The sequence below is a fragment of the Mitsuaria sp. 7 genome, assembly GCF_001653795.1.
Classification (GTDB): Bacteria; Pseudomonadota; Gammaproteobacteria; order Burkholderiales; family Burkholderiaceae_C; genus Roseateles.
In genome coordinates this window covers 5,117,545-5,135,740 of record NZ_CP011514.1, presented here as the reverse complement: position 1 = coordinate 5,135,740, position 18,196 = coordinate 5,117,545, and the positions used below count along the sequence as shown (strand labels likewise).

The following is an 18,196-nucleotide window of genomic DNA, read 5'->3' as shown; positions in this document are numbered from 1 at the left end:
TTGTCGCGCCGCGGAAGTCGCTCGCCCGTCGCGCATCGTTCAGCCAAGCTTGCGCCGCAGCTCCGCCGTCGAGATGTCGTCGATGTGGCGGAACGCGGGGGCGATCCGATCCATCTCCTGTGCGCCGACGCCGAACTGCTCGAAGTACATGCGCCATTGGCGGACGACGCGCCAGACCTCGTCGATGGCGAGTGCCGCATCGCGCTCGGAAAGCGTGAATCCGCCGTGCGCCGCCAGCGCGTTGTCGAGCGTGGCCAATCGACCTGACGGCCCGATGCCCAGATGGAGGAATCGTTCGCTTGCCAGGCTGGGTCGAGGCATCACGTCGTAGAGCGGGCTGAGTCGCCAGCCCTGCAGTCGTGGATCCCACAGAAAGCCGTGATTGCGCAGATGGTCGTCGTCGTTGCTGACCAGGATGTTGAACACCATGCGCTTGAAGAGCTCGGTGTTGCCGGCGCGGACCGTATCGGGATGCGCGTAGCGGCGGATCGCCGCAGCGAGGTCCGCGTACGCCTTGGTCCGCGACTCGCTCTCGTCGCACCCCAGCCAGGTCAGGCCGCTGTTGAACGCCAGTCGTCGTTCCGCCAGGCCGTCGGCCGGCGTTGCCTCGAGCAGGGTGGGATCGTCCTCGACGGCGGGCAGTTGATCGGAGGACCAATAGCGATCGAAACGTCGGATCAGCATGACGTGACGGTCGCCGATGGTCAGCGTCTTGACGGGCGGCACGGACAGCGTGGCCTCGGCCGCCAGGCGCAGCGCGGCGCATTCGATGGCGGGAATGTCCATGCGGTCCTGGCGGCTGGCGAATTTCGCCAGCCACAGCACGCCGTCGTCGTCCCGGACTGAGGCTTTCGGGCGCGCACCTCCCAATGACGCACCGTTCATGAAGATGGCATCCAGATGTGCGGGGACGGGCGCACCCTCTTCGATGCGCTCCGCGGCTTCCATCAGGTGCTGCAGCGTGTGCCAGGAACTGACACCCGGACTCGGGCCGTCGGCCAGCCCCGTCCGCACATCGAGCGCGCCGACGCGTTCACTGCCGGCGTGGATCAGGTATTGGGATTCCGGCAGGCTGTTGGCTGGCACGCGCAGCTTGGCTTCGATGACTCGGCGTCCCCACGCGTCTGGCGCCGCGTCGCGGATGCCGCCGAAGAAGGGGAGGTTGTTGATCGGGCGCAACCGTTGACCACGGACCCGTTCACGATCGAGCAGACCCAGGCTCACCGGATCGATTTCGATGGCGTCAGACCGTCGCAGGTAGTTCAACCCATAGGCCAGCGTCGAACCCTGGAGTTCCTGATCCTGCTCGTTCAGCTGGAGCTGGCCGCAGGGTGCCCAGGCAGATCCCAGATGCGCGAAGACGGTGAGCTTGGTTTCCTTGGCCGCCATGAATCGCCCTCAGAAATCCAGTTCCTGCATTTCCGCCTGCGTCAGCCCGCGTACACGCTGGCGCTGCTCTTCCTGCTGTTGCTGGAAAAGCGCCGGATCGCTTTCGGTCAGGAGATGCGTGAGCGTCAGCCCCGGGGCGATCGCGTCTAGATAACGCAGGATCTGGCCGATGGCGAGGCCGGGGTCACCTCGTTCGATCCGGTAGGCGGTATTGCGAGACAGTCCCGCCCGGATGGCTGCGTCAGCCTGCTTGATCTGCCGGGCCACCCGCAACCGGGCGAGGCGCTCACCCAACTGGGCGCTCTCGGTCTGCAAGTGTGCGGGGAGCACGGAAGCCTGGTCGACTTTCATGTTCGTTAAATCGAGCCTTAACGCGTTAAGGCTCGATATTACGAGCATTCTGTCGAAATGGCTAGCAAAGCTAAGCCGATTCGATGTTCGTTAAATCGAGCTTTAAAGCGATAGTGCTCGATTTAACGAGCATTCTCCGTCTTGCGCAGCCGCTCCCACAGCGCGCCCGCTTCGCCCACCAGCCCGCGCCGGAATGCCAGCACGCACACGATGAAGATCAGCCCGGTGACCAGGCTGACCGATTCGCCCAGCCCGGTGAACCACTGGATCCCGGTCAGGTTGGCCAGCCATTGGCCGAGGTCGCCGATCTTGTTCTCCAGGGCGATGATCACCAGCGCCCCGACGATCGGTCCCACCATCGTCCCCATGCCGCCCACGAGCGTCATCAGGATCACCAGCCCGGACGTGGTCCAGATCGCATCGGTCAGCGTCGCGAAGCCCAGCACCAGCGTCTTGGTCGCGCCGGCGAGCCCGGCCAGCGCGGCCGACAGCACGAAGGCCATCAGCTTGAAGCGCGCCGCGTCGTAGCCCAGCGAGGTCGCGCGCGCCTCGTTCTCGCGGATGGACGTCAGCACCTGCCCGAACGGCGAGTGCACCGTCCGGTAGATCAGCCAGAAGCCGAAGACGAAGATCGCCAGCACCAGGTAGTACAGCGCGCTGTCGCTCTCCAGGTTGATGCCCAGCAGGCTGCCGCGCGGCACCGACTGCAGGCCGTCCTCGCCGCCGGTGAACGGCGCCTGCAGGAAGTAGAAGAACAGCATCTGCGCCAGCGCCAGCGTGATCATCGAGAAGTAGATCCCCGAGCGCCGGATCGCCAGCAGCCCGAACACCAGTCCCGCGACCGCCGCCATCAGCGTGCCGAACGCGATGCCCACCAGCGGCGGGAAACCCCAGACCTTCATCGCGTGCCCGGCCCCGTAGGCCGCCGCGCCCAGGAAGGCGGCGTGGCCGAAGCTCAGCAGCCCCGTGAAGCCGATCAGCAGATTGAAGGCGCACGCGAACAGCGCGTAGCACATCACCTTCATCGCGAAGATCGGATACACGCCCAGGAAGGGCAGCAGCGCGATGGCGAGGAACAGGGCCCCGTAGCCCAGCGGTTTCTTGTTCATTTCTCTTTGCCGAACAGGCCGGCGGGACGCACCAGCAGGACCAGGGCCATGACGACGAACACCACCGTGTTGGACGCCTCCGGATAGAAGACCTTGGTCAGGCCCTCGACGACGCCCAGCCCCAGGCCGGTCAGGATCGATCCGAGGATGGAACCCATCCCCCCGATCACCACCACCGCGAAGACCACGATGATCAGGTTGGAGCCCATCAGCGAATTGACCTGCAGGATGGGTGCGGCCAGCACCCCGGCGAAGCCCGCCAGCGCCACGCCGCCCGCGTAGGTCAGCGTGACCAGCCGCGGCACGTTGACGCCGAAGGCCTGCACCAGCTTCGGGTTCTCGGTGCCGGCGCGCAGCGTCGCACCCAGCGAGGTCTTCTCGATCAGCACCCACACGCCCAGGCACACCACCAGCGAGGCCACCACCACCCACGCCCGGTAGTTCGGCAGGATCATGAAGCCCAGGTTGGTCGCGCCCGACAGCGCCTCCGGCGCCGAGTACGGCTGCCCGCCGACGCCGAAGAAGGAGCGGAACACCCCCTCGATCACCAGCGTCAGCCCGAAGGTCAGCAGCAGGCCGTAGAGGTGGTCGAGCTTGTAGAGCCACTGCAGCAGCAGCCGCTCGATCACCAGCCCGAACACGCCCACGATCAGCGGCGCGATCAGCAGCATCGCCCAGTAGTTGATGCCGAAGTATTCCAACCCCAACCACGCCAGGAACGCGCCCATCATGTAGAGCGCGCCGTGGGCGAAGTTGATGATGTTCAGCATGCCGAAGATCACCGCAAGCCCGAGCGACAGCATCGCGTAGAAGGATCCGTTCACCAGCCCCAGCAGGAGCTGGCCGAGCAGCGCCGGCAACGGGACGCCAAAGAAATCGGTCATGCGGTGTCTCCGGCCTCAGCTCACTTCTTGACCAGCGGGCACTTCGAGTCGGCCAGCTTGGTGAACGCGTCGTCGCCCGCGATGCGGGTCACGACCTTGAAGTAGTCCCACGGCTCGGTGGACTCCTTCTGCGACTTCACCTGCAGCAGGAACATGTCGTGCACGCCGCGGCCGTCTTCCTTGCGGATCGTGCCCTTCGTATAGAAGTCGTTGATCGGCGTGGCCTTCATCTGCGCCACGACCTTGTCGCCGTCGTCGGACTTGATCGCCTCGACCGCCTTCAGGTAGTGCGACACCGCCGAGTAGTCCGCCGCCTGCAGCGACGAGGGCATGCGCTTCATCTTCTCGAAGAAGCGGCGCGCCCAGGCGCGCGACTCGGGGCTCTGGTTCCAGTACCAGCTGTCGGTCAGGTACATGCCTTCGGTGGTCTTCAGTCCCAGCGAGTGCACGTCGTTGATGAACATCAGCAGGCCGGCCAGCTTCATCGTCTTGGTGATGCCGAACTCGTTGGCCGCCTTCACCGCGTTGATGGTGTCGCCGCCCGCGTTGGCCAGGCCCAGGATCTGCGCCTTGGAGCTCTGCGCCTGCAGCAGGAAGGAGGAGAAGTCGCTCGCGTTCAGCGGGTGCTTCACCGCGCCCAGCACCTGGCCGCCGGACTTGGCCACCACCGCCGAGGTGTCGGCCTGCAGCGAGGTGCCGAAAGCGTAGTCCGCCGTCAGGAAGTACCAGGTCTTGCCGCCCGACTTGGTCACCGCCGCGCCGGTGCCGTTGGCCAGGGCCACCGTGTCGTAGGCGTAGTGGATGGTGTAGGGCGTGCACTCCTCGTTGGTCAGGCGCGAGGTGCCGGCGCCGATGGAGATGAAGGGCTTCTTCTTCTCCGCCGCGACCTTGGCCATCGCCAGGCTGGTGCCGGAGTTGGTGCCGCCTATCAGCAGGTCCAGGCCTTGCGTGTCGAACCACTCGCGCGCCTTGGAGGCGGCGACGTCGGCCTTGTTCTGGTGGTCGGCGAAGACCAGCTCGATCTTCTTGCCCGCGACCTGGCCCTTCGCGTCGGCGATGGCCATGCGGATGGCCTCCACGCCGCCGGCGCCGTCGATGTCGGCGTAGACGCTCGACATGTCCGTGATGATGCCGATCTTGATCGTGTCGCCGGAAATCTGCGCCTGCGCGCCGAGGCTGCCGCAGGCCAGCACCGAGGCCAGGGCAACGGTTTTGAGGGTGGTCTTCATCGCTTGTCTCCTTGTTCTAACGGCCTCAATGGGCCCATGCGGGTTTCAGACTCGAAGCTCGGAAAATCAGTATCGGGCGGTCGGTATCGGGAGGCCGGTATCGGACGCTCGGATGTCGGGGTCGTGCGTGACGGCGGCGGCGCGTTCCGTCACACGCTCAGCAGCTCGTCGAGCAGCGCGCGCTTGCTGTCCAGCTGCGCGGCGGCGAAGGACTCGACCACCTGGCCGTGTTCCATCACGACGAAGTGGTCCGCCAGCGGCGCGGCGAACCGGAAGTTCTGCTCCACCATCACGATGGTGAAGCCCTGCGCCTTCAGCGCGGTGATCATGCGGGCCAGCGCCTGGACGATGACCGGGGCCAGGCCCTCGGAGATCTCGTCCAGCAGCAGGATGTCCGCGCCGGTGCGCAGGATGCGGGCCACGGCCAGCATCTGCTGCTCGCCGCCGGACAGCCGCGTGCCCGGGCTGTGGCGGCGCTCGGAGAGGTTGGGGAACATCGCGTAGATCTCGTCCTCCGACATGACCTTGCCGCGACCGCTCTTGAACACCGGCGGCAGGCGCAGGTTCTCCTCCGTGCTGAGCGACGCGAAGATGCCGCGCTCCTCCGGGCAGTAACCCAGGCCGAGTCGCGCGATGCGGTGCGTGGGCAGCGTGACGCTCTCCTGGCCGTGGACCTTGATCGAACCGCTGCGGCGGTCGGTCAGGCCCATGATGGCGCGCAGCGTCGTCGTGCGGCCGGCGCCGTTGCGGCCCAGCAGCGTCAAGACCTGACCCTGCGGGATCGCCAGGTCGATGCCGTGCAGGATGTGGCTCTCGCCGTACCAGGCCTGCAGTCCCTTGATCTCGAGCGCGTAGGCCATCAATGCGCCCCTTGCAGCTCGGTGGCCTCGGAGCCCATGTAGGCCTCCAGCACCTTCGGATGGCGGGACACGGTCGCGTAGTCGCCCTCGGCCAGCACGGCGCCGCGGGCCAGCACGGTGATGCGGTCGGCGATGCTGCTGATCACCTTCATGTTGTGTTCCACCATCAGCACGGTGCGTCCTTCGGCGACGCGCTTGATCAGCGCGGTGACGCGGTCCACGTCCTCGTGGCCCATGCCCTGGGTCGGTTCGTCCAGCAGCATCAGTTCAGGTTCCATCGCCATCGTCGTGGCGATCTCCAGCGCGCGCTTGCGGCCGTAGGGCAGGTCGGCGGCGCGCAGCGAGGCCATGTCGCGCAGGTCGACGAGTTCCAGCAGCTCCAGCGCGCGGCCGTCCAGCTTGGACAGACCGCCGAGGCCCTTCCAGAAGTGGTAGCTCGTCCCGGTGAAGCGCTGCAGGCCGATGCGGACGTTCTCCAGCACCGTCAGGTGCGGGAACACCGCGCTGATCTGGAACGAGCGGATCACGCCGCGGCGCGCGATCTGCGCGGGCTTCTCGCCGGTGATGTCGATGCCGTTGAAGAAGATCTGGCCGCGGGTGGGCGTCAGGAACTTGGTGAGCAGGTTGAAGCAGGTGGTCTTGCCGGCGCCGTTCGGACCGATCAGCGCGTGGATATGCCCACGCTGCACTTGCAGGTCGACCGAGTCCACGGCGGTGAAGCCTTTGAACTCCTTGGTCAGTTTGCGTGTCTCCAGGATGAGGTTGCTCATCGGCGCAAGGGTGGGCGCCGGTGGTCCGGTGCCTCTGTAGTGGAGCCAGGAATTTAGGGCCCTGGCGGGGCCCCTCGACAGCGTAAAACCCTTTACGCAGCATTGCGCAAGGGCTAACCCTCGGGCCTCTGTGCTCGCTGCGGCGCGGGGGTTCCACATGACGCCGCAGGCGTCTTGCACGAGGCTGACGCAGACCGCTGACGCGGTGCTTTCTTGAAGGGGCCAGGACGTGCCACAACGCCGTCTTGACGAACGCGTGTCACCGGAATCTCCTGCGAGGGAACGATGCTTCTTCCGAACGGGGCGGGTGGGCCCCTCGCAGCGTGGCTATGCTGCGCGCCAGTTCGAACACACCCGTTCCTCGAACGCACACATCGCGTCGAACACACGCGTCACGTCGAACCCACGCTTCACATCCACAGGAGATTCCCCATGATCCGTTCCGGAAAATTCGCCGCCCTCGGCCTCGCCATCGCACTGGCCGCTGCAGGCGTGCAAGCGGCCGCGCCGCAGGTGAAGACGCAGGCGCCGGGCTACTACCGGCTGATGCTGGGCGACTTCGAGATCACCGCGTTGAGCGACGGCACGGTCGATCTGGCGGTCGACCAGCTGATGGACAAGGCCAAGCCCGGCACGGTGGTGAAGGCGCTGGGCAAGAACTACCTGAAGCCGCCGGTGGAGACCTCGATCAACGGCTACCTGATCAACACCGGCACCAAGCTGGTGCTGATCGACACGGGCGCCAACGGCGCGTTCGGTCCGACGACGGGCAAGCTGCTGGCCAACCTGAAGGCGGCAGGCTACCAGCCGGAGCAGATCGACGAGGTCTACATCACCCACTTGCACCCCGACCATGCCGCGGGGCTGACGAAGGACGGCCAGGCGGTGTTCCCGAACGCGGTGGTCCGGATGGATCAGCACGACGCCGACTACTGGCTGAACACGGCGAATGCGGAGAAGGCCTCGCCGGGCCACAAGGACTTCTTCGGCGCCGCGATCGCGGCGCTGAAGCCGTACCAGGATGCCGGCCGCCTGAAGCCGTTCAGCGGCGAGACCGAGCTCGTGCCGGGCATCCGCACGCACGCGGCCTACGGCCACACGCCGGGGCATACGGTGTACATGGTGGAGAGCCAGGGCCAGAAGCTGGCGGTGTGGGGCGACCTGATGCACGTCGCGGCGGTGCAGTTCCCGGATCCGTCGGTGACGATCAACTTCGACAGCGATTCGAAGCAGGCGATGCCGCAGCGCCAGAAGGCCTACGCGGACGCGGCGAAGAACGGCTACTGGGTTGCGATCGCGCACGTGTCCTTCCCGGGCCTCGGCCACGTGGCCGCGGACGGCAAGGGCTATCGCTGGGTGCCGGCGAACTACAGCGTCAAGCCGTGATCAGCTGAGACGGGCGGGATCGCCGGCCTCGACATGACGTTCGAGGCCGGTGACCAGCGCATCGAACACCGCCCGGCATCGCGGGCTGTCCCGCAGGTCCTCATGCATGGTGATCCACGTCTCCAGAGGGATGCTGAGGTCCTCCGCGAGCACGCGGCGCAGCGCCGGATCGCGCCTGGCCAGCGCGACCTGGCACAAGCCCAATCCCGCTCCCGCGCGGATCAGGGCGAGGTGCGCGAGGTCGCTGTCGGTGCGCAGCGCGAAGTTCTCGGGCACCATCACCGGATAGTGTCGCGCCAGCTCACGCACGTAAGGTGCCGGCTGGTCGTAGCCGATCAATGCGTGGCCCTCCGTGACCAGCGCCTTCATCGAACCCGGTGTTCCATGCGCGGCCAGGTAGCGCTCGTGCGCATGCAGTCCGACCTCGATCACGCCGACGCGCCGCGCGATCAGCTGCTCCTGTTTCGGCGGCGTCATGCGGATCGCGATGTCGGCCTCGCGTCTGAGCAGGTCCTGCACGCGGTTGCTCAGTACCAGCTCGACGATCAGCGCCGGATGGCGTTCGCGCAGCTCGGCGATGAGCGGGGGCAGCACCTCCACGCCGATCACCTCGCTCGCAGTCACCCGCACGATGCCGCGCACGCCGTCGCCGTGACTGCGCGCGGTGCGTTCCAACGCCGCTGCAGTGCTGTCCATCGCCTCCGCATAAGGGCGCAGCGCCAGCGCCGCCTCCGTCGGCAGCAGGCCGGCGGGCGTGCGCACGAAGAGCGACTGCCCCACCTGCGCCTCCAGCGCCGCCACGTGCCGACCGACCGTCGGCTGCGTCAGATCCAGCGCCCGCGCGGCCCCTGACAGCGAGCCCTCCCGCAGCACGCCGAGGAAGGAGCGGTACCACTCCCAGGCGATGCCGGAACTGGAGGATCTGGAGGACTCCGAGGATTCGGAGGAACCGGAGGAACCGGAGGAACCGATGGAGCGCGCTGGCGCAGGGGTAACCGCCGCCGGCGAGGAAGTCTTCGAAGCCATGCAGAAATGTATAGCCGCCTGTCGATGCTCGGTAATTTCCAGGAAAGCCGCTCTTTTCCAGAATCCATCCCATGCCTTCACCCAACCGGACCGGCGAGGTCCCACAGGAGCTGACGATGGATGCGATGACTTCGATGGATGCGATCGGTGTGCTGGCCGCGATGACGGCGGTGGCGCGGCGGACGGCGCTGGTGCTCGGCGCGAGCGGCGGTGTCGGCGGCGCGGTGGCCCGCGCCCTGCGCGACGCGGGGTGGACGGTGCGGGCGCTCAAGCGCGGACTGGCCGGCGAATCGGAACATCGCGACGGCCTGCTGTGGCTGCGCGGCGATGCGCTCGATGCCCAGGATGTTCAGCGCGCCGCGGCGGGCTGCAGCGTGATCGTCCACGCCGTGAATCCGCCCGGGTACCGTCGCTGGAGCGAGCTGGTGCTGCCGATGCTCGACAACACCATCGCCGCCGCGTCGGCGCGCGGCGCCACCGTCGTGCTGCCCGGCACCGTCTACAACTTTGGGTCCGACGCGATGCCGCATCCGACCGAGGACTCGCCGCAGCGCCCGCTGACTCGCAAGGGCGCGATCCGCGTCGAGATGGAACGCCGTCTGCAGGAAGGCGCCGAGCGGGGCGACTTCCGGGCGATCGTGCTCCGGGCCGGCGACTTTTTCGGCCCGGGGGCGGTGAACAGCTGGTTCTCGCAAGGGCTCGTGACGCCGGGCCAGCCGGTGACGCGGATCCAGCAGCCAGGCACCGACGGTGTCGGCCATCAATGGGCCTATCTGCCTGACGTCGCGACGGCGATGGCCGCGCTGATCGAGCGTTGCGACACGCTGCCCGCCTTCGCCCGCTTCCATTTCGCCGGTCATTGGGATGGCGACGGACGCCAGATGGCGGCGGCGATCAGCCGCGTCGTCCAGCGCAGGACCGGCCGGCAGCCGCGGCTCACCCGCTTCCCCTGGTGGGCGGTGCGGCTGGCCCAGCCGGTGGTGCCGCTGTTCCGCGAGCTGGCCGAGATGCGCTACCTGTGGCGCGAGCCGCTGCGCATGGGCGAGGCGCGTCTTGCCACCGAGCTGGCCGACGCGGGAGGCGTGCCGTACACGCCGCTCGATGTGGCGATCGAGCGCACGCTGGAAGCGCTGGGCTGCCTGCCTGCCGCCGCTGCGGGTGCAGGGACGCCCGGCACGTCGACGCTCAATCGAAGTAGTGCTGGCGCAGGCGCTCGTAGCGCCCATCCCGCCTGAGGCGGTCCAGCGCGGCCTGCAGGCGTCGCGCCACCGCCGGATCTCCGTCCAGCGGCAGGCCGTACCAGTAGGACTTGTCGACGTCCATCGGCAGCACCGGGGTCAGGGTCGCGTAGGGCAGCTTCAGCTCGCGCAGATGCCAGGCCGCGGCCCAGTCCAGCAGCACGATCAGGTCCATGCGGCCGGCCAGCAGCTTGCGCAGGTTGGTGGCGTCGTCGAGGCCGAGTTCCAGCTCGGTCTCCGGCCGCAGCCCGTCGGCGATCAGTTGCTTCGCAGCCGCCGAGTCGCGCGACGCGCCCAGACGCCAGCCGTTGAGCTGCTTGAGGCTGGTGGGGCGCACCTCCGTGCGGTGGCTCAGCCGGTAGACGAGGATGCGCCGTGGGCTGATCGGCCCGACCCAGCGGTACTGGGTCTCGCGTTCCGGCGTGCGCGTCAGCGAGAACAGCACGCTGTCCGTGCGCCGCGCCGCCTCCTGCACCGACCGCTGCCACGGCAGCACCTGGACGCGCACGGGCACGCCGGCTTCGGCGGCCATCAGCGTCAGGAGTTCCGTGCTGAAGCCTCGCGCCTCGCTGCCCTCGGCGTAGTTCAGCGGCGGCAGGTTTTCCGTGAACGCGACCAGCTCGGCCGACCCCTGGCCCACCCGCGCACGAGCCGCCGGCACCGCCATCGCCGCGGGCACCGCGCCCGGCAGCAGACCCGCCGCCAGCAGGAGGCAGCACAGACGGCGCTCCGGCAGGGGTGGGCTCTGGTCGGACATCGCGAGAGTGTAGGAAGGAGTGATGACAGGCTGACAACGATGTCGGCGCATGAACGTCAACAAGGTCACGACACCCCGCCTGGGAAGGAAAGACCTGACCCCGAGTGCGCTCGCGGAGCCGGCCGGTTCACGTCCGGGTCGTGAGCCTCAGGCGTCCATCTGCTTCTGGAAGACCAGGCCCGCGTGCTCGCGCAGCGCGTGGAACTTGATCTTGGGCCAGTTCTCCTGCATCGCGCGGAGCTCACCGGCGTACTCGAGCAGCACCGTCGGCGCGTTCACCGCATCCCACGCGACGCGGTGCGCGTTGTGGTCGATGAAGCGGCGCAGTTCCTTCTCGCCGCCGTCGGCCTCGTCGCAGGTCACCCAGCGCGCCACGTTGTAGCGCGCCGGCATGACGCGGGCCTTGACGCCGTACTCATGCTCCAGGCGGTGCGCGACGACCTCGAACTGCAGCTGGCCGACCGCGCCCAGCAGCAGCACGCTGCCGGCCTCGGGACGGAAGACCTGGATCGCGCCTTCCTCGCCGAGCTGGCGCAGACCTTCGCGCAGCTGCTTGGTCTTGAGCGGATCCGCCACTTCCACGGACCGGAACATTTCCGGCGCGAAGAAGGGCAGGCCGGTGTACTGCAGCGCCTCGCCCTCGGTGATCGTGTCGCCGAGCTGCAGCACGCCGTGGTTGGGGATGCCGATGATGTCGCCGGCGAAGGCCTCGTCCAGCAGCTCGCGGCGCTGCGACAGGAAGCTCACCACCGTGTTGGGGCGCAGCTCCTTGCCGGAGCGCACGACCTTCAGGCGCATGCCGCGCTCGAAGTGGCCGGAGGCCACGCGCAGGAACGCGATGCGGTCGCGGTGCGCCGGGTCCATGTTGGCCTGGATCTTGAAGACGACGCCGGTGAACTTCGGTTCCTCCGGCTGCACCACGCGCTGCATCGCGGCGCGCTCGGCCGGCGCGGGCGCCAGCTCGACCAGCGCGTCCAGCACTTCCTGCACGCCGAAGTTGTTGACCGCGGAGCCGAAGAACATCGGCGTCTGCCTGCCGCCGAGGAAGGCTTCCTCGTCGAAGGTCGGCGCGGCTTCGCGGACCAGCTCGATCTCGCCCTGCGCGTTCTCGTACTGCATGCCGAAGCGATCGGCGTAGGCCGGGTTGTCCAGTCCGTCCAGCACTTCCTCGGTGCCGGCGGCTCGGTCCTCGCCGGGCGCGAAGACGCGCATGCGCTGCTGGCGCAGGTCCATCACGCCGTGGAAGTGCTTGCCCATGCCGACCGGCCAGGTGAACGGGACCACCGTCATGCCCAGCTCGCGCTCGATCTCGTCCATCAGCGCCAGCGGTTCCTGGACCTCGCGGTCCATCTTGTTGACGAAGGTCAGGATCGGCGTGTTGCGCGCGCGGCAGACCTGGATCAGGCGACGGGTCTGCGGCTCCACGCCGTTGGCCGCGTCGATGACCATCAGCGCCGCGTCGACGGCGGTCAGCACGCGGTAGGTGTCTTCCGAGAAGTCCTGGTGGCCCGGGGTGTCCAGCAGGTTGATGACGCAGTCGCGGTACTCCATCTGCATCACCGACGAGGCCACCGAGATGCCCCGCTGCTTCTCGATCTCCATCCAGTCGGACGTCGCATGCCGCGAGGCCTTGCGCGCCTTCACCGACCCCGCGATCTGGATCGCGCCGGAGAACAGCAGCAGCTTCTCCGTCAGCGTGGTCTTGCCCGCGTCAGGGTGGGAAATGATGGCGAAGGTGCGGCGACGGCGCACTTCGGACGGGATGCGGGAGAGGTCGGTGGACATGGCGGCTCTGGGGCGGCGAACCCGCGATTATCGGCCATGCACCGCGCGAGGGGCTCATTGCTCGGGCATGAAGGGTCGCACCTTCGCCAGCAGCCGCTCGACATACTCGTCCTTCTCCCCGACGGGCGCCGCGTAGGTCAGCGCATCGCGCGCGGCGGCCTCGCCGGCCTTGCTCCACATCAGCCACGCTGACAGGTACTGCGAGGCGAGGCAGCCGCCGGAGGTCGCCACCGGGCCGCGGGCGTGGAAGGGCTCGTCGAGGACCCGCACGCCGGCCTCGACCAGCCAGGGACGCGTGGACGAGTCGGTGCAGGCCGGCGCATCGCCGAGCAGCCCCAGTCGTGCCACCAGCAGCGCGCCGGAGCATTGCGACGCGATCAGCTGCCGCGTCGGATCGAGCTGCAACCGGTCCAGCACGGCCGAGGTCTCCGCGATCGCCCGTGTGTAGATGCCCGAGCCGAACCAGACGGCATCGGCCTCGTTGGCCCATTCGAGCGGATGCTTGAGCTGGACGGTCACGCCGTTCATCGAGGTGACCGCCGGTCCCGGCCCGCACAGCTCGGCGGACCAGCCCAGCGGCTTGAGCCGGTTCAGCAGTCCCAGCGGGATGAAGCTGTCGATCTCGTTGAAGCCGTCGAAGGAGAGGATGGCAATGCGCATGAGGGAGACCCGGGAGGCCCGCAAGGCGATCGGCCCACTGTAGCGCCGCTGCGCGCGGGGCCCAAGCCGTCGGGGTTATTGACCGTCAGGGCCGCCGGCGCCACCCGGCGCCCGCGGCGTGCCCAGCGTGCCGAGCTGCGTGCCGATGCGCACCAGCAGATGCTGGCGCACCCGCTGGACGACCTCGGCCGCGTCGACCGGGCCGAGTTCCTCGGCCAGCCGGGCCTGGACCTCGTAGTGCAGGTAGAGCATGCCGCGCAGCTTCTCGAAGCCGCTCTCGTGCCCGTCGCCGCAGATGCGCAGGTCGTTGTCGAGCACGCGCTCGATGACGCCGGGATCGAGCAGCCGCACGTGGCACATGATCGCCAGCTGCGCGATCTGCAGGTCCACGTCCTCCACGGTCTTCTCCCACTCCTCGTGGCTGTGGCGTTGCTTGGGCGTTCGCATGGTCACTCCTCCCCGGCCAGGAGCCGGAACGTGTGGCGGGCCATCATGAGTTCCTCGTCGGTGGGGATGACCCAGGCCTCGCACCGGCTGTCGACGGTGCTGATCCGGCGCTCGGCCGGTCCCTCGCGGTTGGCGGCGTCCTGCACCGACACCCCCAGCCACAGACAGCGCGACAGCACGCGCCGACGGATCTCCGCCGCATGCTCGCCGATTCCGGCGGTGAAGACCAGCCCGTCCAGCCCGCCCATTTCCGCCGCCAGCGCGCCGATCTCGCGGGCGACGCGGTGGACGAAGACGTCGATCGCGAAACGCGCCCGCGGCGCGTCGCTGGCCAGCAGCTGGCGCATGTCGCTGGAAATGCCGGACAGTCCCAGCAGGCCGGACTGCTTGTAGAGCAGGGTCTCGAGCTCGCGCGCATCCATGCGCTGCTCGTCCATCAGGTAGATCAGCACGCCGGGATCGACCGCGCCGCTGCGCGTGCCCATCGGCAGGCCGTCGACGGCGGTGAAGCCCATGCTGCTGGCGATGCTGCGGCCGCGGTGCAGCGCGCAGGCGCTGGCGCCGTTGCCCAGGTGCAGGACGACGACGCGGCCGTCCGCCAGCCGCGGCGACAGCGCCGGCAGCCGCGAGGCGATGTACTCGTAGCTCAGGCCGTGGAAACCGTAGCGGCGCACGCCGGCCTCGAACAGCGCATAGGGCAGGGCGAAGGCATCGGCGATGTCGGACTGGCCGCGGTGGAAGGCCGTGTCGAAGCAGGCGACCTGCGGCAGTCCCGGCAGCGCCGAGAAGGCTCTGCGGATCGGTGCCAGGTTGTGCGGCTGATGCAGCGGCGCGAGCGGCGTCAGGGTCTCCAGTTGCGCCAGTACCGGCGGCGTCACCCGCACCGGCTGCGCGAACGCGGTGCCACCGTGCACGACGCGGTGGCCGATGCCCAGCATCCGGATGCCGGGGAACTCGTGGGTGACGAACTCGACCAGGTGATCGAGCGCGCCCTCATGCATCAGCGTGTCGCCGACGGGCCAGTCCCGCGAACCGGCCTTCGAGCCGTCGGCATGCGAGGCCTCGAAGTGCGGCGTCGCGGTGCCTATGCCTTCGACCTGCGCGCGCAGTTCGAGCCGCAGCGGGCCCCGCCGGCGATCCTCGTGCAACGAGTACATCGACAGCTTGATGCTGGAGGAGCCCGCGTTGACGACCGCGATGAATTCGCCTTCAAGTCGTGCATCCATTGCTCACCCCATGATGTGATAGCCGCCGTCGACGTACAAGGTCGAGCCGGTGATGAGCCGCGCGTGGTCGCCCGCGAGCATCGCGGTCGCGTAGCCGACGTCGTCGATGGTCGCCAGCGCGTGCGCCGGCGCGCGGGCGGCGGCGTCCGCGAGCAGCTGGTCGAATTCCTCCAGGCCCGAGGCCGCGCGCGTCGCGATCGGCCCCGGCGAGATCGCGTGCACCCGGATGCCGGACGGACCCAGTTCATGCGCCAGGTAGCGCACCGAGGCCTCCAGCGCGGCCTTCACCGGGCCCATCAGGTTGTAGTGCTCGACGACCTTGCTCGCACCCTGGAAACTCATCGTGAACAGCGTGCCGCCGGCGCCGCGCATCAGCGGCTCCGCGAGTCGCGCCATGCGGATGAAGCTGTGGCACGAGATGTCCATCGCCATCGCGAAACCGGCGGCGCTGCTGTCGATCAGCCGACCGTGCAGATCGTCCTTCGGCGCGAAGGCGATCGAATGCAGCGCCGCATGCAGTACGCCCCAGCGTTCGGACACGGTCGCGAACACGGCGTCGAGCGACTCGGGATCGCGCAGGTCCAGCGGCAGGAGGAGCTCGGCGCCCAGGTCGTCGGCGAGCGGCTTCACGTGCGGCAGCGCCTTGTCGTTGAGGTAGGTCAGCGCCAGGTCCGCGCCCATCGCGCGGAAGGCCCGGGCGCAGCCGTAGGCGATGGACTGGTCGTTGGCGATGCCGGTGATCAGCACCTTGCGCCCGGCCAGCAGCCGGCCGAACTGCACGGCGGCGGAGTTCATGCCACCGCCTTGCGGCGGCGCGCGGGCCTGGGGGTGGGCGAGGCGGCGATCGAGACCGTCGCCGTGGTCGCTGTCGACGCCGTGCCGGACGTCGACAGCGCGAGCGCCATGTCGGCGACGCGCACCGGGTCGACGTGCAGCAGTTCGTGGACGTAGCGCGCCGCCGGCGAGTGCGGATCGGCGAGCTCGGATTCGGCCATCAGCACGGCGCTCGCGAGCGCCAGCGCCTGTTCGCGGTCTTCGAGCGTGGGCAGCAGCGTCGGCAGTGCGGCCATCGCCTCGTCCGGCGCGAAGGTCACGATCAGCGCCTGCCTGTGCAGCAGCGTCGCCCAGTCCTCGCCGGGCACCGCGTCGGCGGCGACGGCGCCTTCGGCGTCCTCGGCCATGCGGCGGTGGGAGTCGGCCAGCAGCTGGCCCAGCACCAGCCCGCGCCGCTGCACGACGCCGCGATGTGCGAGTCCTGCGAGCAGGATGCGGCAGACCGCGTCGGCGAAGCCGCCTTGCTCGACCTGTTCCAGCGCCATGCGACGACCTTCGCGTTCGTCGGCGGCCGCGTGCGCGGTGCCGGAGGCGATGTCCGAATCGCGCGGCGGCAGCAGCGCGCCCAGACCGTACGGCCCGTAGACCGCCTCGACCCAGTGCACGAGCGTCGCGTCGCGCTGATGCCCGACCCGGTCCAACGCTTCGCTGATCGAGCGAGAGCCCAGCTGTTCCCACTTCAACCAGGGGTTCTCCGCATCGACCGCCTGGCGCTGCGCGCGTGCACCGTCGGCCGCCTGCCTGAGCCACGGCGCCAGCGGATGCAGGTCGGACAGGGCCAGGTGTTGCTGGCGCAGCGGGTGCATCCATCGCAGCCAGTCGCCGAGCGCCTTGCTCCCCACCGCGCGCACCGCCGGTTGCAGCCATTGGCGATAGCGGCGCATGTTCATCTCGGACACCTGCGCGATGGTGCTGAACAGCGCTTCGTCGCGGCGGCATTCCGGATTCAGCGCGCGCAGGTCGTCGACGGTGCGGGTCTCGAAGCTCACCGAGTAGTCGCCCGATTCCAGGGCCGCCAGCGGCGCCTCGGGATCGCGCGCGTCAATCTTCATCTCGTAGAGGCCGGGCGGCAGGGCGACGATCTGTTCGAGCGTGTCGAAGATTTGCTCGTGCTCCCGCCGCGCGACGCCGCCGCCGACGAAGATGCCCAGGTGGCCGATCTTCGGATGCAGCATGTAGACGATGGTGCGGCCCGCCTTGACCAGCGCTTTCTCGCTGCCCCAGACGTCGATGATCCAGTCCAGCGCCTGCTGCGGCGGCGTGATGTTGTCGCCCCAGGACGCGAAGATCACCATCGGCGCGGCGATGTTGCGCAGGTCCAGCCGATAGCCTTCGAGCTCCACTTCGCCGCGCGCCAGGCGGTTGCCGATGAACAGGTTCTCGACGATGGCCTCGATCTCCTCGCCGGTCATGCGGAAGTAGCCGCCCCACCAGCGCTCGAAGTCGAGGAAGCGCTCCCGCTCGGTGTCGACGTTGGCGTAGAGGTGGTAGTACTTGTCCCACCAGCTGTTGGCGAGGTTGAGGTTCTCGAAGTTGGAGACCAGGTGCGCGCCGTCGAAGCGGTCGCCCCCGAGGTCCGCCGACAGCGCCGACATCCACGCGCCACCGAGCGCACCGCCCGAGTAGCGCATCGGGTTCTGCTCCGGCGAGCCGGCCCAGTACGACAGCGGCGCGCCGTTCAGGATGATCGGGCCCATCAGGTCGCTGCGCACGGCGGCCAGCGCCGCGACGGCCCAGCCGGCCTGGCAGTTGCCGATCACCGCTGGCAGCCCCGGGGCCTTGGGATGGCGGCGGGCGACCTCCTCGATGAACTGCGCCTCGGCGCGCGCGACGTCGAGCAAGGTCTGACCCTCGACCGGTTCCGGCTCGAAGGTGATGAAGTAGACCGGGTGGCCGGCGCGCAGCGCGACGCCGATCTCGGAGTCCGGCTTGAAGCCGCCGATGCCGGGCCCGTGGCCTGCGCGCGGATCGATGACGACGATGGGCCGCCGCGCGGGATCGACGATGTCGCCGTCGGCCGGCAGGATGCGCAGCAGCGCATAGTTGCAGGGCTGCGGCAGGTCGCGGCCGTCGATCAGCAGTTCATGTTCGAACTTGAGCAGCGCGGGCTTGCCGGCCTTCAAATGGTGGAGGAACACGTTGCCGCGCTCGCGCATCGTGTCCAGCGTCAGCAGCGAGCGTTGCCACGCGTCGGTCGCGTACGCTTGCCAGTCGTGGATCCAGTCGGACGTTCCGGACATTCGCA

17 protein-coding genes are annotated in these 18,196 nt (G+C 68.6%); 2 read left to right on the top strand and 15 right to left on the bottom strand.

Features of this window, described 5'->3' with window-relative positions; translation table 11 throughout:
- Positions 1-39: 39 nt before the first annotated feature.
- The 7 genes from ABE85_RS22580 to ABE85_RS22550 form a co-directional block, all read right to left on the bottom strand.
- Positions 40-1,389 (bottom strand): type II toxin-antitoxin system HipA family toxin, encoded by a 1,350-nt coding sequence (locus ABE85_RS22580; RefSeq protein WP_067280075.1) that lies wholly within the window; start codon positions 1,387-1,389, stop codon positions 40-42.
- A 9-nt stretch (positions 1,390-1,398) separates the two neighbouring features.
- Entirely contained in the window at positions 1,399-1,740 is a 342-nt protein-coding gene (locus ABE85_RS22575) for a helix-turn-helix domain-containing protein (protein WP_067283361.1), read from the bottom strand.
- A 122-nt stretch (positions 1,741-1,862) separates the two neighbouring features.
- Complete coding sequence (locus ABE85_RS22570) at positions 1,863-2,849, bottom strand: branched-chain amino acid ABC transporter permease (protein WP_067280072.1); 987 nt, start codon at positions 2,847-2,849, stop codon at positions 1,863-1,865.
- Entirely contained in the window at positions 2,846-3,733 is an 888-nt protein-coding gene (locus ABE85_RS22565) for a branched-chain amino acid ABC transporter permease (RefSeq protein ID WP_067280068.1), read from the bottom strand. The genes ABE85_RS22570 and ABE85_RS22565 overlap by 4 nt, the downstream gene beginning before the upstream one ends.
- Positions 3,734-3,753: 20 nt before the next feature.
- Positions 3,754-4,962 (bottom strand): ABC transporter substrate-binding protein, encoded by a 1,209-nt coding sequence (locus ABE85_RS22560; protein WP_067280065.1) that lies wholly within the window; start codon positions 4,960-4,962, stop codon positions 3,754-3,756.
- Between the two features lie 149 nt (positions 4,963-5,111).
- Positions 5,112-5,822, bottom strand: a complete 711-nt coding sequence (locus ABE85_RS22555; RefSeq protein ID WP_067280063.1) for an ABC transporter ATP-binding protein — start codon at positions 5,820-5,822, stop codon at positions 5,112-5,114.
- The gene (locus tag ABE85_RS22550; RefSeq protein ID WP_067280060.1) at positions 5,822-6,592 is read right to left on the bottom strand and encodes an ABC transporter ATP-binding protein; all 771 of its coding nucleotides are present in this window, start codon (positions 6,590-6,592) and stop codon (positions 5,822-5,824) included. The genes ABE85_RS22555 and ABE85_RS22550 overlap by 1 nt, the downstream gene beginning before the upstream one ends.
- 432 nt (positions 6,593-7,024) lie before the next feature.
- Between ABE85_RS22550 and ABE85_RS22545 the strand changes: the two genes are divergently transcribed.
- Complete coding sequence (locus ABE85_RS22545; RefSeq protein WP_067280057.1) at positions 7,025-7,978, top strand: MBL fold metallo-hydrolase; 954 nt, start codon at positions 7,025-7,027, stop codon at positions 7,976-7,978.
- Here the strand turns inward: ABE85_RS22545 and ABE85_RS22540 are convergent, their stop codons facing one another.
- A complete protein-coding gene (locus ABE85_RS22540; protein WP_082938861.1) occupies positions 7,979-9,004 on the bottom strand; it encodes a LysR family transcriptional regulator in 1,026 nt (341 codons plus the stop codon).
- 161 nt (positions 9,005-9,165) lie between these two features.
- On the opposite strand from ABE85_RS22540, the gene ABE85_RS22535 reads away from it, so the two are divergent.
- Positions 9,166-10,239: an NAD-dependent epimerase/dehydratase family protein gene (locus tag ABE85_RS22535; RefSeq protein ID WP_067283356.1), complete on the top strand. Its 1,074-nt coding sequence runs from the start codon at positions 9,166-9,168 to the stop codon at positions 10,237-10,239.
- Here the strand turns inward: ABE85_RS22535 and ABE85_RS22530 are convergent.
- From ABE85_RS22530 to ABE85_RS22500, 7 genes are all read right to left on the bottom strand, one after another.
- Positions 10,190-10,999 carry an ABC transporter substrate-binding protein gene (locus tag ABE85_RS22530; RefSeq protein ID WP_082938860.1) on the bottom strand — a complete coding sequence of 270 codons (810 nt, stop codon included), beginning with the start codon at positions 10,997-10,999 and terminating at the stop codon, positions 10,190-10,192. The two genes, ABE85_RS22535 and ABE85_RS22530, sit on opposite strands and share 50 nt — an antisense overlap.
- A gap of 147 nt (positions 11,000-11,146) precedes the next feature.
- Positions 11,147-12,784 carry a peptide chain release factor 3 gene (locus ABE85_RS22525; RefSeq protein ID WP_067280054.1) on the bottom strand — a complete coding sequence of 546 codons (1,638 nt, stop codon included), beginning with the start codon at positions 12,782-12,784 and terminating at the stop codon, positions 11,147-11,149.
- A 54-nt stretch (positions 12,785-12,838) separates the two neighbouring features.
- On the bottom strand, positions 12,839-13,444 hold the full coding sequence (locus tag ABE85_RS22520; RefSeq protein ID WP_067280052.1) for a DJ-1/PfpI family protein: 606 nt from the start codon (positions 13,442-13,444) through the stop codon (positions 12,839-12,841).
- A 75-nt stretch (positions 13,445-13,519) separates the two neighbouring features.
- Positions 13,520-13,891, bottom strand: coding sequence for a hypothetical protein (locus ABE85_RS22515; RefSeq protein ID WP_082938859.1), 372 nt, complete (start codon positions 13,889-13,891; stop codon positions 13,520-13,522).
- A gap of 2 nt (positions 13,892-13,893) precedes the next feature.
- A complete protein-coding gene (locus tag ABE85_RS22510) occupies positions 13,894-15,117 on the bottom strand; it encodes an acetate/propionate family kinase (protein WP_067280045.1) in 1,224 nt (407 codons plus the stop codon).
- 3 nt (positions 15,118-15,120) lie between these two features.
- Positions 15,121-15,912 carry an enoyl-ACP reductase FabI gene (gene fabI / locus ABE85_RS22505; RefSeq protein WP_067280041.1) on the bottom strand — a complete coding sequence of 264 codons (792 nt, stop codon included), beginning with the start codon at positions 15,910-15,912 and terminating at the stop codon, positions 15,121-15,123.
- Positions 15,909-18,191, bottom strand: coding sequence for a DUF3141 domain-containing protein (locus ABE85_RS22500; protein ID WP_197507123.1), 2,283 nt, complete (start codon positions 18,189-18,191; stop codon positions 15,909-15,911). The genes fabI and ABE85_RS22500 overlap by 4 nt, the downstream gene beginning before the upstream one ends.
- Positions 18,192-18,196: the final 5 nt, after the last annotated feature.